A 16,094-nucleotide genomic window follows, 5' to 3' on the forward strand; every position below is an offset into this window, starting at 1 on the left:
TGGCAGCGCTGGGCTAGTCGTCTTTGTCCGGTGTATCGTTGTGCGGTCTGGCCAGTTCCTCGTCGGCTTTGTAGGCGCGAATGTCGATCAGCGCGGCAACGTGCCGGATGTGAGCGAACTTCGGTGCCTTGCGGCTGCTGTCGAGCGTAATGACGGGCAATTGAATCCGGCCGCTGATGATCTCCGCTGCAAACGACTGCTCGTTCAGGTGTCGGAAGTACTGCACGCGCAGCTTGTCGAGGGGGATAAGCACGTCACCAAAACTGCGATAAAGCAGTTCAACAGTGGCCGGGTCCGGTGCTGGCATCAGGCGCAGCGGGGCTTGTTGGTTGTCTTTCATGCGGCTTGCTCTGACCTGGCGATGGTGCGAAGGTCACGAAGAGCTTCTTCAGCGGTTTGGCCGCGGCCGACCATTATCGTTTTGCTCTTGTCGGTCGACAAAATGACGGTGAGGGGTTTGTCCCATTCGTTGTAAGGTGCGCGGAGTTCAAGCTCGGCGGTGCCATGCTCAAGCTCAAGCCCTTGCCTGAGAAAGTCGGCAATCGCGGCTAACTTGAGCTGCTCTTTCTGGAGTATGGTCTGCGCCATTAAGGGGTTAGCTTTCGTGTCCGTACTCTGTTGTGCAGCTTCAGCAATGCCTGTCAGTGCCAGAGCGACCCGCTCTTGGGTGCGTTCCTCAACGGGTATGCGCAGCAAGTTGAGAATGTGCAGATCAATCAGATCGTTGTTCATGGTCTTTTCTCCGTTTTGGGTGGTTCCACGCATTCAGGCAGTGGCGCTTGGTCAGTTCGCGCAAATGCTCCGGCACTTCAAGGAGCGCAGCGTTGCGCTCCTCGCGTGTCGGCATGGCCACGATCTGCCGAGCGTATTCCCTAGGCCACGTCACGGTGGTCAGCCGGAACAGGTGGAAGCTCCAGGCCCAACTGTTCGGCCAGCCAAGCGATGCCGGGCTGGCGTACCCGTGTTGACTGGCTGTACTGCATACCCAGTTCGGCGTGAAACCAGTTGCTGTCCTTGACCCGCAAAAACTCACGGTCCCGAACCGGGAAGGCCGGCAAGTTGCGCTCGCTGAGCAAGCCTTTTTCGCGCATCAGCTTGATCAGTTTTGGTCGGGTAGTGCCTAGGCACGCGGCCGCTTTGGCAAGAGTGCGTCCCATAACACCCCCTAAGCCGCAAGCGCGGCAGGTGTTGCCGACGCGGCCAAGTGATCGAGCGACTGTTGCAGGCGCTTAAGGCTGTGCTGATCATCGCCATAGGCCGTAAAGCACTGAGTGCGCGGGCAGCTGTCGCCAGTGGCCAGAATCGCCGTGATACCTGTTCGGCTTCGCGTGCGATGAACGGCCAGGCACACGGGCTCTTGCAGGCCGACATCGAGCATCAGCACGCCACCTTGGCGCACCAACCGGTGCAATTGCTCTTGTTGATTGGTATCCAGTAGTTGGCCGCGGTCGAAAGATTCAGCCAATACGCGCGGTGTTGCGGGCTCGGCAGTATCCATGCGGCCATTTGCGATGGACTCAATAAACTCAGCGAGCATACGGTGTGTGTCTTTGTTGGGGTCATACACCGTCAGACTGTGCTTCTCATCGCCGGAAACAATGGTGAAAAGCGTACTGGAGGAACTGCGTTCAACCTGCAGCACGAAAATCAACAGCAGATTGGTATTTTTGAAGCTGCACGAGTGGTGAAACGTACCGTTCAAATTGATCTGCGCCGCCAGTAGGCGAAGGGTTTTATCCGCCAAAGAAAACCGGTTCATGCTGCATTCCCTCCGTTGTTCGGATCAAACGGTGCAGGGCGATTGCTGTGCGGGATCAGCCGGGGCTTGTGGTTGTGAAGGATGACCAAGCAGCCTGTGGTGGCTTGCAGCTGCTCGATCAGTCGACGGTTACTGGCGCACGCTGGGTGGACGTGAAGTGTTGCTGTGGTGTGCATGGTGTTATCTCGCTTTGTGGTGGGAGAGTGCGAGAGATATTAACCTCAAAGGTTATCTTGTCAAATAATTTACCTTTGGGGTTTCTTTTGTGTCTGCGATCTTCAGGTTTAGAGCGAAAGTAGGGAGATTTCTTGATCGAGTGAGCGGATGGTCGCAGGCCGTTGGGATTAAGCTACTCTCGATGTGTCTCCTCAGTGCTCGAGAAATCGAGGGTGACCCAGTGTTTAGCTCGCATCTGAAAGTTGAGCAGGCTGAAAACTAGTGATTATTCAGTCATGGAGAGATGGCAGTGGTGAAAGCGATGCGCTGTGAGTCTAGTAGGCGATGGTTTTCTAGAAAATTTCCTGATAAGGCTCAATGGCCTCGTATCAAGCGGCTACTTAGATTTAGTGGAGTCGTCTGTATTATTCATGGATTGACTTGGGGCTTCTACTACGCAACTCACGCTATGAGTGTTATGGCTCTATTACTGTTTGCGCTCGTATTATTAGGTGTTGGATGTATATTCGTAGCAAAGAGGTTTGAGCTCTTTTCCCTAAGTTTGATTGCTCATGTTTTTTTGACCATTGCAGTTTTTGCCAGCCTAGCCGATGTGCCTTCAGCTTACAGTGCTAGGTCTGCACATTTATTCCTATTACCGATTGGGATTTCAGCATTTTTCTTATTTCGTAGTGATGGGTTTTATTTGCGGTGGGTATTTCCTGTGGTGTGCTTTTCAGCGTTAGTTGTTATATCAAACTACTCTCTAGATTTAGGTCCTCATCTGGAGCTATTGCCGGCTGATGTCAGTAAGTTAGGTCATGATTTGAACCGTGCTACTGCTATTGCACTCACTATCTGTGTGTTGGCGATATTTCGTGAGGACTTGAGCTCGAAAGTTGAGTCATATAGGTCGCTCGCTAGAGCGGTATCTCAGCGGGAGTTATGTTCGTATATGCAGCCGCAAGTAGCCATTGATGGAAAAGTAATAGGTGCTGAAGTTTTGTTGCGATGGAATAGACCTGGCTACGGTGTACAGTCTCCGGCTGAATTTATTCCTCTTGCTGAGGAAACGGGACTGATAAATGAAATTGGTCTAATGGTTATTGAGGATGCTTGTCGACATCTGAAATCTTGGTCTGTAATGCCCAGTGTGAATAAGTGGGTGCTTTCAGTGAATGTCAGTCCTTTACAACTTGCCTCACAAACATTTGTCGAGGATGTCCGTGAAATTATGCGAAAAGTTGGAGTCTCCGGAGATAAGTTGTGCTTGGAAATTACCGAATCTGTTTTTGCTAGTGACCTAAATTCGACAGCTTCCAAAATGAAAGCTCTTAGTGATGATGGGATTTCATGGTCGCTTGACGATTTTGGAACAGGTTTCTCTTCTTTGTCATTGTTGCAAACGCTACCTTTGCATGAGCTAAAGATTGATCAGTCGTTTATTTTTGATATTGAGAATGACGCCAGTAAACGCGAGCTTGTGAGGAAGATAATAGAAATAGCAGATATATTAGGCGTTTCTACGATTGCTGAGGGGATAGAAACAAAGCAGCAACGTGAATATCTTGAATCTATGGGTTGTGCAGCATTTCAAGGTTATCTTTTCGGTCGCCCAATTGTGGCAACGGAATTTCTGACAGAGTACAGGCCAGCCTTGAATATTAGTGTTGGAAGCTCTACTGGCTAGAGATGATTTTAATTATAAGTCAGAGATTTTCCATCTGGCCCGACCACAAATGCTCCACTCTTCAGTCATTCGAATGATGCGCTCCGGCCAATCAGGATTGATGGCGTAAAGATAAAGCTCATTCCCTTCCTGTTTCAGCTGTTTAAGCGTAGTCGCTTCATCTCGGGTGCGTTTTGCTGCAACAAAATGCCCAGGGAAAGCATCCAGAGACGGATCAATCACTACCTTATCGCCTTCCATAAACTTGGGTTCCATGCTGATACCCTCAACGCGCAGGATGAATGCACGCGGACCCACCGGGCCTGGTGATTCGATCCATTCTTCAGCGTCGCGTGGGTCAAAGCTCTCTTCTGAAGAGCACCATGCCCCAGCAGCGATTGAGCCAATCACCGGTAATTTCCTACCGGTGTAGCCCATAACAGTACCGTTATCAAAGTTTGCGAAACCATGTGGTATGTCGAGCGAGCCGTTAGGCAGGCTGAGAGCTCTTTCAATTTCGCGCGCAATTTGATCGCCAATTCCTTTGGTTGGGTTTTTCCCGCCGAAAGCGCTCACTTGCGCAGGCGCTTTGCCGAGCAACTCAGCAATATCGATCAGGCGTAGTTTTTTTTCGGCCAGGATCTGGCGGAAATTATGCAAGCGGGTATCTGAAATTCTCATGCTGTGATTGTGCCTAGATTAACCTATGGGGTGAATGTCCTTTGAGGTATTGCCAAAATTAACCTTTGCGGTTAAATTGCATCTCCCGGAGGTACACCACATGAAATTGCGTGACTACATCGACAGCTTAGATTCAGAGGCACTGCTGGCTTACGCCGGGCGTTGCAAGATCGCGGTTAACTACCTGCGTCTGCACGTAAAGTACGCAAGCAAAGACCCAAGTGTTTCGCTGATCAAGTCATTGGCCCGCCAAAGCGAAGGTTGCGTATCGCTTGCTGAGGTTCTGGAACACTTTGGTGTGACGGAAACCAAGGCAGCGTAGAAAGAAAAAAGGCGACCAATAAGGCCGCCCAGTTCCTCCCGGCACACACCACCACAGTGTCGTCGGGTCGCGGTCGAGGTAGGCGGGCACACCACATGCAATTCCGCCTCCCTTTACCGCGCTTTCCAAGGCTCGGAAGCCTTGGGTTGCTGCCTTCTCCACCACAGATCTGGCAGCTGTTGCGCCAGAGGTGAGCGACGGATCGCTTGCCTCGGCACGGTGCCGGTTTCGATCTTAAGAATCTAGACCGGCTTTTGGGCCTACTCAGCCACGCGGCAAATGTACCACCACAGCACGCCGCGCGGCACTGGCAACTTATAAGGATTAATGCCATGAGCCGTATTGCTCTCAGTTGCATCCAACGAGCGCAGCGCGAAATTCTGCCGCTCGATTTGGCGCTTTATCACGCTGCCCGCGACTATCCGGGCGGCGCTGCTGCCATCGCCGCCACCACCGGCCGCAACTCCACCACGCTGCAGCACAAGCTATCCCCGACCCATCCAAGTCACACGGTGAATGTTCAAGAGTTCGCCGAAATCCTGGAATTGACCAAAGACCGCCGCATCCTGGATGCGGTGCACGCGTTGGTGGGCGACACGATCTGGCAGGAACTGGCCGAGGCCTATACCGACGATATGCCTGAGACGCTCACTACTGGCATTGCGATGTACTTCCGGCAAGTGGCTGATCTGGCCGATACCTGGGCCAAGAGCATCGGTGACGGCGTTGTATGCAATAGCGAACTGGCTGAAATCCGCCTTCAGGTGTTCCGGGGTATTCAAGGTTTGTTGGGTCTTTACAACCGCGCTTGCTACGTCAACTCGATCACGCGGGGTGCTGACCGTGGCTGATATCGCAGATTTTGCTAATGACCTGGTGCAGGAACGTCTCGACATGGCTCTGGCTGCACGCAAAGCGCAGCCGGTGTTTGAGTCTTATGAGTTCTGCATGGATTGCGACTCGGCCATCCCTTTGGCCCGTCGCTTGGCCGTCACCAGTTGCACGCGCTGTGCCGGCTGTCAGCAACTGAACGAAGAGGTAGGTACCCGTTATGCTCGATGACGTACTCGGTCAATTCGCTGACCACGGCCTTGAGCCTGCGCAACCGCTGACCTTCGGCAAGCTGACCCGCTGCAAAACCACGCAGGACAAGGGCAAAGAGAAAAACGGCTGGTACGTGATTCATGAACACCGCACCGAGAAAAACGAAATCCTGATTTTCGGCAGCTTCGGTGATTGGCGTACGGGCGACAGCAACAAAATCAAGGTCAAGGCCGGGCGCATGAGCCAGGAAGAGCGCGACGTGATGCGCGCTCGCCAAGAGGAAGGTAAACGCCGCGCCGCTGAGATTGCGGCCAATGCATCCCGCCGCGCTGCCAACCGTGCTGCAGGCCTGTTCAAACGCATGCCGGAAAAGGGCCGTAGCGCTTACCTTGATCGCAAACAAATCGTTGGCATAGGCGTGCGTTACGCTCCGCGCTCCGGTGCGTTACTGGTGCCGATGAGCAATGTGCGGGATCAAATCGTCGGGCTGCAGGTGATCTATCCCGAGAAGCAGCAGGACACGGGCCGAGACAAATCCTATTGGCCCTACGGCATGTCCAAAGAGGGCGCTTTCCATCTGATCGGTCGTCACCCGGAACCGGGTGAACCGGTGTTGGTGTGTGAGGGTTACGCCACCGGCGTAAGTCTGCATATGGCCACCTCTCTGGCGGTGGCCATTGCTTTTGACGCGGGCAACTTGAGTGTTGTGGCCAAGGCCATGCGCGAGCGTTTCCCCGGCCGCGCCTTGATCGTATGCCGTGACGATGACTGGAAAACCAAACGCCCCAACGGCGAGCCTTGGAACCCTGGGGAAGAGAAGGGCAGTAACGCCGCGTTGATCGTTGGCGGCCAGGTTGTTGGCCCGGTGTTCTCGGGTGAGCGTGAGATCAAGTGGACCGACTTCAACGATCTGCATTGTGCCGAAGGTTTAGACGCTGTTCGCCGCCAGGTGTTGTCGGTGGTCAGGCCGCCGGCTGCAGGTGGTTGGAAAGATCAATTGGCGCGCAGTGAAAACGGCTCGTTGATCGCGCACATGCAAAACGTCGAGCTGATACTTGGCAATGATGAGCGCTGGGCCGGGGTCATTGGTTTTAGCGCATTCAGCTCCAAAATCGTTAAGTTGCGGGCGGCTCCCTATGGCGGAGGTGTCGGCGACTGGGCAGACATTGACGATGTACTGGTAATGAAGTGGCTCGCGCAACAGTACAACCTTCGGGTCAAGGCCAGCAGCGTGATTGAAGCAGTCAGTGTGGTTGCCCATGATCATGCCTTCCATCCTGTACGCAATTACCTGAACGATCTGGAATGGGACCGTGTCCCACGGTTAGACACCTGGTTGACGGATATCATGGGGGTTGATGCGACTGACTACAGTTCGAAAGTTGGTAAGCGCTGGATGGTGTCAGCGGTCGGGCGTGTTATGCAGCCTGGCTGCAAGGCTGACTCGGTAATGATCCTCGAAGGTGCACAGGGCGCAGGTAAATCAACGGCAATGTCTGTACTTGGCGGTGCTTGGTTTATGGATACACCTTTCGCCCTGGGCGACAAAGACGGCTTCCAGGCGATCCGTGGCAAGTGGATCATTGAGCTGGGGGAGTTGGATAGTTTCAACAAGGCTGAGTCAACTAAAGCGAAGCAGTTCTTCTCTGCGTCAACGGACACCTACCGCGAGAGCTATGGCCGAAGAACAATGGACGTGCCACGCCAGTGTGTTTTTGTGGGTACGACCAACCAGGACGAATACCTCAAGGACGCCACTGGCAACCGCCGTTATTGGCCGGTTGCGTGCACTAAGGTCGACTTAGACAAGTTGCGGGAGGTTCGGGATCAGCTCTGGGCCGAGGCGATGTTTTGTTATGAATCCGGCGATATCTGGTGGGTCAATCGTGATGAGGCCCCACTGTTTGCCGAGGCGCAGGAATCGCGATTTGTGGTGGATGAGTGGGAGGGACCAATTCTCAAGTGGCTGGAGGAGTCACAGATCGGCGCAACAGCGAGTGGCGAGGATGTATTGGCCGGCGCACTGAAGCTTGATTACGGCCACTGGGGCAAGCCGGAACAAATGCGTGTTGGCGCAATCATGCATCGTCTTGAATGGCGAAAGGTGCGACTTCCGCCTTTGCCTAAAAGTGGCATTCGACCCTACGCCTACAAGAAGCCAGATCATTGGGGCACTACATCTGCGCTGCAGATCGAAAGCTTCCAAGATGAGGAGCCATGCTTTGATTAAGCGAATCGACGAGCTTCTCAAACTATGGGCGCAGGATCTGCATTCGCCTGTAACGGAAACCTATGGAGGGTCAAGCGGCGGCAACATGATTGCTATGTTGATGGAGTGTAAGGGCGAGTTGATACGTGGGACACGTGGCAGTCGGGTGCTGTTGGATGAGTCGGCGGACATCCAACTGATAGTCTTCAAACACATGCCGCCTCGGCTCTCCCAGGTCGTTCTGGAGCACTACTGCAATCACGACAGTTTCCTTTCTCAGAAAATGTTGCATTGCGCGTGCAGTTCGCGGACTTACTATATGCGACTGCATGAAGCTCATGAGTTCGTTCAGGGCATGCTAATGGGGAAAGCTGCATGACCCTCTGTCTATCTGCGCCTGCTGCTGTCCTACTGTCCGACCTTGCCCTACCTCGTTTTTGCAAGGTAGGACTGCCGCAGGCCGCACAGTACGTGGCCTGTCCTACTACCCTACCTAAATTGCACACCGCGCACATGTGCGTAGCACGACGTATCACGCGCTGTTTGCGCGCATGCGTGTTTTTAGTTTTCTCTCTTTACACGAGAAAAAGTTAAAAGAGGTAGGACAGTAGGGCAGAGCCCCGAATTCAGCGGGCTCTAGCTGTCCTACCTCTACTTTGAATAGTAGGACAGGTAGGGCAGTCCCCAAAAAGCGTTAGCCGAGTGAGTGTATTCGCCGATATTCGTAGGGCGTTCAGCTACCAAACCCACATATTCACCGATGGCATTAAAAGTGGCTTGCTGCCAGTAAAATACACCTGTAAAAAGTAGTCATCTTCGATAGGTGCGACCGCAAAGAGCGGCAGACACCACCACACTAAACCCGGCCATTGCGCCGGGTTTTTTGCGTTTAGGGGCAGGCAATGACAACAGAGCAACAAGCGTTAGCGGAGATGCCGATCTGGCTGGTGATTGCACTGTCCTTGATCGGCGGGGTGTCGGGTGAGATGTGGCGAGCCGATAAGGACGGCGCACGGGGTTGGTCGCTGGTTCGGCGCTTGGCCTTACGGTCAGGCGCCTGTATCGGCTGTGGCCTATCCACGATGATGCTGCTGCATGCCAACGGTGTGTCGATCTGGGCGTCATCGGCGGTGGGCTGCCTTACGGCGATGGCCGGGGCGGACGTTGCCATTGGCCTTTACGAGCGCTGGGCCGCCAAGCGCCTCGGGGTTTGCGAGGTTCCGACCCCGACTGATCGCGCTGACTGAATGCCAAGTCTAAATCCTGCCGGGGACCCTGGGGAATATCCAAGGGTACGGGGTCGGAAACCCGCGGGAAAGCGTAACTGGCTGATCTTCAAACTTAGTTAACTGCGGTTAACAGTTAACTTCCTGTATTCATTGGGTTAACTGGTAGTTCAAGCATGGAATATTTGAGCAAGTCGGCTTATGCCGCGAGTCGTAATTGGTCGAAACCTTGGGTGTCTAAGCTCGCTAAACAAGAGCGGTTGGTATTGAACGCGGCAGGATTGGTGGATGTTGCGGCAACCAATGCCCTGATCGATAAAACCAGCGACCCAAGCAAAGCCGGCGTTACTGTCCGGCATGAGCAAGAGCGGATCAGCAAAGGACATCCATCGGCTGAGCCCTTTGGCCCCTCAGCGTTTTTACAGGCTGCGCCACTCAGCCTTTCTGAGTCATCGGACCTCAAGCCCGATTTTCAAAAAGCTCGCGCCCGGCGTGAACACTTTAACGCCATGACGGTAGAAGCAGATTTCTACAAAAATCAGGGCACGTTGGTGGAAATGTCGGACGTGGACGAGGCTGCTTATGCCACTGGGCGGCTTCTACGCGATTTGCTGTTGGCGGTGCCGACGCAGATCGCGCCAGAGCTTGCGGCAATGAGCGACGCATGGGGAGTAGAAAAGCACCTGCTGGCCTCAATCCGACGCGCCCTTGAGGATGCAGAGCGCATTTCTAGTGCCGACCTTCGGCATTCCTTGTCAATCAAGAAGGACAACAATGGTTAGTGATCAGCGTGGGGGCGAAGAGGTCTACCGCGAGGGCTACTTTCGTGGCCTGCGCCCAGAGCCAGAGCTGTGGGTCGATGAGTGGGCGGATCGTTACATGCGCATCCCTCAGAGCTCTGGTGCTGCCGAGCCTGGTCCATATCGGACTGAACGAACCCCATATGCGCGTGAGCCGATGCGCTGCCTGTCACCGTCACATCCATGCAAACGTGTGGTCACTATGGTGGCCTCACAGTTGATGAAAACCCAGATTGCCCTCAACTGGATCGGCGGCTGTATTCACATGGCTCCGGCTAACATTCTTCTTCTGGAGCCTACACAGAAGCTGGCCCAGAGCGTTGCCGGGCGCGTCGATCAGGCTGTGGAGGCCGTTCCTGAGTTGCGTGCCAGAGTCGTTGTACCGCGTTCTCGTAAGGGCACCAACACCTGGGAGAACAAGCAGTTTGAAGGTGGCCGGTTGTTCATCGCCACCGCCGGCTCATCTTCCAACCTGGCCGAGAAGTCGGTGCGTTATGTCTACGGCGATGAAGTAGATCGATGGGAAATGGACATTGATAACGAAGGCGACCCAGTAAAGCTGGCAGAGGCTCGCGCTTCTACATTCGGCCGCAACGCCAAGTTTTACTTCTCCAGCTCACCCACGATCAAAGGTGCTTCGCGCATCGCTGACCTGTTCAAGATCAGCGACCAGCGTCACTACTACGTCCCATGCCCGCACTGTGGCCATATGCAGGTTCTTGAATGGGAAAACCTCAAGTGGGATGAAAACTATCGGTTGGTGCAGTACCTCTGCAACGGTCCTGAGTGCGGCGCAATGATTGATGAGCACGCCAAGGCCAGCATGCTTTCTAAAGGTGAGTGGCGTTCCCACGCACATGGCGATGGTGAAACCGTAGGTTTTCACCTCAATGCCCTTTATGCGCCTTTGGGCTGGACAAGTTGGGCATCTTTGGCAAAGGATTTTGATGACGCCCTGGTCATGCAAAAACAAGGTGACCAGGCCACCATGCAGGTGTTTTACAACACCAAACTTGCATTGCCTTGGGACAATGCAATGGAACAAACCAAAGCGGATGTCTTGCAGGCGCGTGCGCGTGCTGAGAATTACGTGCTGGGAACTGTCCCTATTGGAGCATTGATGCTCACGGCGGCGGTGGATGTTCAGGGGAACCGCCTGGAGTTCATTGTCATTGGCTGGGGTATGGGTATGGAGCGCTGGGTCATTGATCATCAGGTGATCATGGGTGATCCATCTGACTCGCGAACCTGGGAGGTACTCGATGACAAACTTAAGGTCCGCTATCGCCATGCAAGTGGTGTTGGCCTTGGTATCTTGGCGACTGCTGTTGACTCGGGGGGGCACCATACCCATGAGGTTTATCAGTTCTGTCGCATTCGTCGGTGGCGCAACGTATTTGCGGTCAAGGGTGGTAGCCACCCCAGTAAAAATATCATTGCTCAACGGCCTTCTCGGGTAGATGTGAACTGGAGGGGAAGCGTCGAGAAGAACGGCGCTGAACTGTGGATTATCGGAACCGATACAGCCAAGGACTGGATTTATAACCGCTACCCATTAGAGTCCGGCCCCGGCGCGCTCCACTTTGCTAAAGACTTGCCTGATGATTTCTTTGCTCAATGCGTCGCTGAGCGCAAAGTTGCTCGCTACGTGAAGGGCAAGCGTTTGGTTGAGTGGACAAAAAGCAAAGCCGAACGCAATGAAGCCCTCGACTTGATGGTGTACGCCTTAGGAATGGCGGAATACCTCGGTTTGCATCGTTATCACGAAAACGATTGGGAGAAAGTTCGACAGTCGCTAATGCAGCATCATCTGTTCGAAAACAAAAGCCTGCCTCCTGAAGTCACAGATAGCGATCCTACTCAGGAGCAGGCCGCTGAACCCGTTGAAATAGTACAAGTCGCCCCGGTCATTCCTGTTGCAGTTGCACATCATGTAGTTATTTCTAAACCGGTTGCTATGGCCCCGGCTCGCCGCGTCAGTCGAAGCGGCTATCTCAAGAGACGCTGACCTATGTCCTTTACACAAAAGCACCTCGACGCGGTTGAGTCGGCCATCGCACGCGGTGAGAAAACCGTGCGCTATGCCGACCGTACCGTGGAGTACCGCACGGTTGACGAGCTGCTCAAAGCCCGTGACCAGATCCGCACGTCGCTGGTCGCGTCTGCCGGGCCACGCTCCAAAGTGGTGAGGCTTTACCACGGAGGCAAGGGACTCTAATGGCACGCCACTACCCGACGCTGACCCGCAACGGTTTCTTGCTGCCGGAGCGGATCAAAGCCAGTTATGAGGGGGCCGGTGAGGGCAGGCGTTCGGCCAGTTGGGACGCGCCCGATATCGGCATCAACAGCATCAATACCCCGGCTTTGCGCAACCTGCGGTCCCGTTCGCGGGCAGCAGTGCGTAATGACCCTTACGCCTTCAACGTCATCGACAAGCGCGTCAGTAACCTGATCGGCACCGGCATCACCCCACGGCCCAAGATCGAGGACGATGCCCTGCGCAAAGTGCAGCAGGTGCTGTGGGAGGACTGGGTGGATGAGTCGGACGCCGATGGCCTCACCGACTTCTACGGTCAGCAAGCGTTGATTGCCCGTACCGTGGAAACCGCCGGTGAGTGCTTTGTGCGCTTGCGGCCACGGGGCCAGGACGAAGAACTGGCGGTACCGCTGCAGCTCCAGGTATTGGCCCCCGAGTTTGTGCCCCATGACAAATTTGAGACGGCCAAAAACGGCAACAGCATCCGCGCCGGGATCGAGTTCAACCCGGCTCACCAGCGGGTGGCCTATCACATGTACCGCGTTCACCCCCGCGATGCTTCGTCGCTGAACGCGGGCTACAACCAACTGGTGCGGGTCCCGGCAGAGCAAGTGCTGCATATTTTTGAGCCGGTCGAACCCGGCCAGTTACGCGGGGTTCCGCGCTTGGCTCCCGTGCTCAAGCGCTTGCGCAGTCTGGACAACTACGACGACGCGGTGCTGTTTCGACAGGAGGTGGCCAACCTGTTTGCCGGGTTTATCTCCCGGCCGCCGCCAGAGGGCCGGCAGCTTGCGCTCGATCCGGTGACTGGGCAGCCCTTCAACGAAGACCGTGATGGCTTCACGCCGATGGTGGCACTGGAACCCGGCACCATGCAGGAACTGGGGCCGGGCGAAGAGGTGGAGTTTTCCAAACCACCAGACGCGGGCAACAACTACCCGGACTTTATGCGACAGCAATTGATGGCCGCTGCCGCTGGTACGGGCACGCCTTACGAGATCCTCACCGGCGACATGCGCGAGGTCAACGACCGGGCACTGCGGGTCGTGCTCAACGAGTTTCGCCGTCGCCTGGAGCAACTGCAATTCGGCGTTTACGTCCACCAACTGTGCCGCCCGGTGCGGGCCGCCTGGATGGACATGGCGGTGTTGGCTGGTCGCCTCAAGCTGGACAACTACGCGCAACGTCGGCGCGAATACCTGCGCACCCGCTGGGTACCGCAGGGCTGGGCCTATATCCAGCCGGTGCAGGACATTCAGGCGCGAATGATGGAGGTCAACGCGGGCTTTAGCTCCCGCAGCGAAATGGTCCTGCGTTCGGGCTATGACGCTGAAACCGTCGACGCCGAAAACGCTGCCGATCAGGCCCGCGCCCGTGACCTGGGCCTCAACTACAAAACGCTCGTCGAACTGCCAACAGAGCCGGTCGACAAGGAGACACCATGATCAAGCAGCACCCGCTACGGATCTTCAACAAGGCCGGTGACCCACCTGCACCGCAGAACAAGCACTGGTACAGCCTCAAGGCCAGCGGCGAAGCCGAGGCCCGCAGTATCGAGGTCTACGTTTACGGCGAGATCGGCACCTGGGGCATCACCGCCAACCAGTTTGTGCGCGACCTTGCCGCGCTCGATGACGGCGTGTCGCCGATTGTGGTGGCGTTTAACAGCATCGGCGGTGACCTGTTTGACGGTTTGGCCATTCACAACGCGCTGTCGCGGCTGGGCGAGCGTTGCACCGGCCGAGTGGACGCCCTGGCAGCCAGCGCGGCCAGTGTCGCGGTGTGCGGCGCGCACAAGGTCGTGATTGCGTCCAATGCCATGCTGATGATCCACAACCCGTATACCTTCGCATCCGGTGATGCAGAGGACTTGCGCAAGGTCGCTGCCGCGCTGGATCAGGCGCTGGAAGCCATTATCGCGGCCTATAAAGCCAAGGCACCCAACATTGACGAAGTGGAGCTGCGCCGACTGGTCAATGCTGAAACCTGGCTCACGGCCAGCGAAGCGGTAGCCCTGGGGCTGGCAGATGAAGTGGGCGCAGGCCTGACCGTCAAAGCCTGTCTGGGTCAGGGAAATGCACTGCAGCGATTTCAGCACGCGCCGCAGGCCTTGCTGGCCCAACTGGAGGAACCGCCCGAGCCTGACCCGGAACCGACTCCGCCTGAGCCAGAAAAACCACCCATCGTGGACTCGGCCAAGTTGGCCGTGCTGATCACCCAAAGCTGCACTGCCGCCGGGATCAGCAACTTGATCGAGTCGTTGATCAGCACCACCCAATTGGCCGATGAGGCCACGGTCAACGCGGCGCTGACCAATGCCAAGGCCGTGCGCGACCTGTGTGTGGCGGCGCGCTTGCCGGAGTTCACCCAACCGTATGTCGCCGCCGGGTTGAGCGCTGAAGCGGTGCGCGGCCGGCTGTTTGACAAGCTGGTCAAAGGCGGCGGTTTTGAAATCGACAACAGCCTGCCCATCAACGATGACCCGGCACCGAAAACCCAGGCCAAACAGCCTGACACCAATGCGATCTACGCGGCCCGTCGCGCCGCCCAGACAGGGGTAAAAGCATGACCATTCGACACGAACCGATTCACGCGGGCGAATTCCTGCTGTCCGAAGGGGCCGGCAATATCTCCCGTGAAGCCATCAACGTGGCCGCTGGCCCTGCACTCAATCCCGGCCAGGTCCTGGGGCTGGTGACCGCCTCGGGCGAGTTCGCCCCCTATGTGCCCACCGCCGAAGACGGCAGCCAGACCGCCGTGGCCATTCTCTACGGGCCGCTGGGCGAGTCGGACATTGTGCGCCGTGGTCGCGCCGTGGTGCGTCTTGCCGAAGTCAGCGAAGCGCATCTGACCGGGCTTGATCCCGAAGGCGAGAAGTCGCTGGCTGAGCATTTTGTGATCGTGCGCTAAGCCGACCGCCTCTTTATCGCACCCCGCCATCGAGCGGGGTTTTTACTGTCTGGAGAGTCCCCCAATGGCCGATATCGCCATCTTTGACGACGAAGCGTTTTCTGTTTCGTCGCTGACCGCTGCCATCAACGAACAGCAATACCTGCCCGGGCGCCTGAGCAGCCTTGGCCTGTTTCAGGAAGAAGGCATCACCACCCTGACCGTACAGATCGAAAAGGACGGCGACACCCTGGCCTTGGTACCCGCCGGTGAACGTGGCACGTCGGGTCTGGTGGTGGGTGCCAGCAAACGCGTGTTGATCCCGTTCAACACCGTGCATTTGCCGGAGCGTTTCACCATCAAGGCCGATGAGATCCAGGGCATTCGCGCTTTCGGTACCCGTACTGAGTTGCAGGCCGTGCAGGACGTGGTCAATGCGCGACTGCTCAAGGCTCGTCGCCAGTTGGACGTAACTCACGAATTCCAGCGTGCCGGTGCATTGAATGGCCAAATCCTCGATGCGGACGGCAAGACGGTGCTGCTCGATCTGTACAAAAGCTTCGGTGTTGAACGACAGAAGATGTCGATGGGCTTGACCGTTGCAGACTCTGACTTCCGCGTTAAATGCGGTGAAGCCTTGGACATGCAAGAGGATGCGCTGGGCAGTGTCACCAGTACCGGTGCCCGTGCATTCTGTGGCAAGAATTTCTGGAACAAAATGATGGGCCTCAAGGAGATCAAGGCCACTTATCTCAACTCCGCGCAAGCTGCAGCGCTGCGAGGTGATGCCCGCGAAAGCTTCGAATACGGCGGCATTGTCTGGGAACGCTATCGCGGCAAGATTGCGAGCGTTGCTTTCGTCCACGATGACAAAGCCCTGCTGGTCCCCGAAGGCGTGCCCGACTTGTATATCTCGGCCTTTGCACCGGCTGACTATATGGAAACGGTCAACACCCAGGGCATCCCGTACTACAGCAAAATTGAGCCGATGCCGTTCAACAAGGGCATGGCCGGTGAGGCGCAGTCCAACCCGCTGCATATCTGCACCCGCCCACGGGCCCAGATCCTGCTGGAGCTTTAAC

The 16,094-nt window shown here is 56.0% G+C and carries 19 protein-coding genes; 14 read left to right on the top strand and 5 right to left on the bottom strand.

Going from position 1 to position 16,094, the window contains the following annotated elements; genetic code table 11:
- Positions 1-13: 13 nt before the first annotated feature.
- The 4 genes from Q1W15_RS12935 to Q1W15_RS12950 form a co-directional block, all read right to left on the bottom strand.
- On the bottom strand, positions 14-340 hold the full coding sequence (locus Q1W15_RS12935) for a pyocin activator PrtN family protein (RefSeq protein WP_300728961.1): 327 nt from the start codon (positions 338-340) through the stop codon (positions 14-16).
- Entirely contained in the window at positions 337-732 is a 396-nt protein-coding gene (locus Q1W15_RS12940; protein ID WP_300728964.1) for a hypothetical protein, read from the bottom strand. Before Q1W15_RS12940 ends, Q1W15_RS12935 begins: the two co-directional genes overlap by 4 nt.
- Positions 733-872: 140 nt before the next feature.
- Positions 873-1,157, bottom strand: a complete 285-nt coding sequence (locus Q1W15_RS12945) for a phage antirepressor KilAC domain-containing protein (RefSeq protein WP_300728966.1) — start codon at positions 1,155-1,157, stop codon at positions 873-875.
- A gap of 8 nt (positions 1,158-1,165) precedes the next feature.
- Entirely contained in the window at positions 1,166-1,759 is a 594-nt protein-coding gene (locus Q1W15_RS12950) for a hypothetical protein (protein ID WP_300728968.1), read from the bottom strand.
- Positions 1,760-2,393: 634 nt separating this feature from the next.
- On the opposite strand from Q1W15_RS12950, the gene Q1W15_RS12955 reads away from it, so the two are divergent.
- Positions 2,394-3,605, top strand: coding sequence for a bifunctional diguanylate cyclase/phosphodiesterase (locus tag Q1W15_RS12955; protein ID WP_300728971.1), 1,212 nt, complete (start codon positions 2,394-2,396; stop codon positions 3,603-3,605).
- 12 nt (positions 3,606-3,617) lie between these two features.
- Here Q1W15_RS12955 and Q1W15_RS12960 read toward each other — a convergent pair whose 3' ends face one another.
- Positions 3,618-4,265: a LexA family transcriptional regulator gene (locus tag Q1W15_RS12960; protein ID WP_300728974.1), complete on the bottom strand. Its 648-nt coding sequence runs from the start codon at positions 4,263-4,265 to the stop codon at positions 3,618-3,620.
- Between the two features lie 100 nt (positions 4,266-4,365).
- Between Q1W15_RS12960 and Q1W15_RS12965 the strand changes: the two genes are divergently transcribed.
- The 13 genes from Q1W15_RS12965 (at position 4,366) to Q1W15_RS13025 (ending at position 16,093) form a co-directional block, all read left to right on the top strand.
- A complete protein-coding gene (locus Q1W15_RS12965) occupies positions 4,366-4,587 on the top strand; it encodes a hypothetical protein (RefSeq protein WP_133078392.1) in 222 nt (73 codons plus the stop codon).
- Positions 4,588-4,919: 332 nt separating this feature from the next.
- On the top strand, positions 4,920-5,438 hold the full coding sequence (locus Q1W15_RS12970) for a phage regulatory CII family protein (protein WP_300728981.1): 519 nt from the start codon (positions 4,920-4,922) through the stop codon (positions 5,436-5,438).
- Positions 5,431-5,649: a TraR/DksA C4-type zinc finger protein gene (locus tag Q1W15_RS12975; protein WP_300728984.1), complete on the top strand. Its 219-nt coding sequence runs from the start codon at positions 5,431-5,433 to the stop codon at positions 5,647-5,649. The genes Q1W15_RS12970 and Q1W15_RS12975 overlap by 8 nt, the downstream gene beginning before the upstream one ends.
- Complete coding sequence (locus Q1W15_RS12980) at positions 5,639-7,861, top strand: VapE domain-containing protein (protein WP_300728987.1); 2,223 nt, start codon at positions 5,639-5,641, stop codon at positions 7,859-7,861. The genes Q1W15_RS12975 and Q1W15_RS12980 overlap by 11 nt, the downstream gene beginning before the upstream one ends.
- Positions 7,854-8,219: a hypothetical protein gene (locus Q1W15_RS12985; protein ID WP_300728990.1), complete on the top strand. Its 366-nt coding sequence runs from the start codon at positions 7,854-7,856 to the stop codon at positions 8,217-8,219. Before Q1W15_RS12980 ends, Q1W15_RS12985 begins: the two co-directional genes overlap by 8 nt.
- A 523-nt stretch (positions 8,220-8,742) precedes the next feature.
- Positions 8,743-9,087, top strand: coding sequence for a phage holin family protein (locus Q1W15_RS12990; protein WP_055102356.1), 345 nt, complete (start codon positions 8,743-8,745; stop codon positions 9,085-9,087).
- A gap of 155 nt (positions 9,088-9,242) precedes the next feature.
- Positions 9,243-9,848: a terminase small subunit gene (locus tag Q1W15_RS12995; protein ID WP_300728999.1), complete on the top strand. Its 606-nt coding sequence runs from the start codon at positions 9,243-9,245 to the stop codon at positions 9,846-9,848.
- Complete coding sequence (locus Q1W15_RS13000) at positions 9,841-11,874, top strand: phage terminase large subunit family protein (RefSeq protein ID WP_300729002.1); 2,034 nt, start codon at positions 9,841-9,843, stop codon at positions 11,872-11,874. Before Q1W15_RS12995 ends, Q1W15_RS13000 begins: the two co-directional genes overlap by 8 nt.
- Before the next feature lie 3 nt (positions 11,875-11,877).
- Positions 11,878-12,084 (top strand): phage head-tail joining protein, encoded by a 207-nt coding sequence (locus tag Q1W15_RS13005; protein WP_094992971.1) that lies wholly within the window; start codon positions 11,878-11,880, stop codon positions 12,082-12,084.
- Positions 12,084-13,568, top strand: a complete 1,485-nt coding sequence (locus tag Q1W15_RS13010; RefSeq protein ID WP_300729009.1) for a phage portal protein — start codon at positions 12,084-12,086, stop codon at positions 13,566-13,568. The genes Q1W15_RS13005 and Q1W15_RS13010 overlap by 1 nt, the downstream gene beginning before the upstream one ends.
- Positions 13,565-14,692, top strand: a complete 1,128-nt coding sequence (locus Q1W15_RS13015) for a head maturation protease, ClpP-related (RefSeq protein WP_300729012.1) — start codon at positions 13,565-13,567, stop codon at positions 14,690-14,692. The genes Q1W15_RS13010 and Q1W15_RS13015 overlap by 4 nt, the downstream gene beginning before the upstream one ends.
- Entirely contained in the window at positions 14,689-15,033 is a 345-nt protein-coding gene (locus Q1W15_RS13020) for a head decoration protein (protein WP_300729014.1), read from the top strand. The genes Q1W15_RS13015 and Q1W15_RS13020 overlap by 4 nt, the downstream gene beginning before the upstream one ends.
- A 64-nt stretch (positions 15,034-15,097) precedes the next feature.
- Complete coding sequence (locus Q1W15_RS13025; protein ID WP_300729017.1) at positions 15,098-16,093, top strand: major capsid protein; 996 nt, start codon at positions 15,098-15,100, stop codon at positions 16,091-16,093.
- Position 16,094: the final 1 nt, after the last annotated feature.

It is taken from the genome of Pseudomonas sp. (assembly GCF_030150285.1).
Lineage (GTDB): Bacteria > Pseudomonadota > Gammaproteobacteria > Pseudomonadales > Pseudomonadaceae > Aquipseudomonas.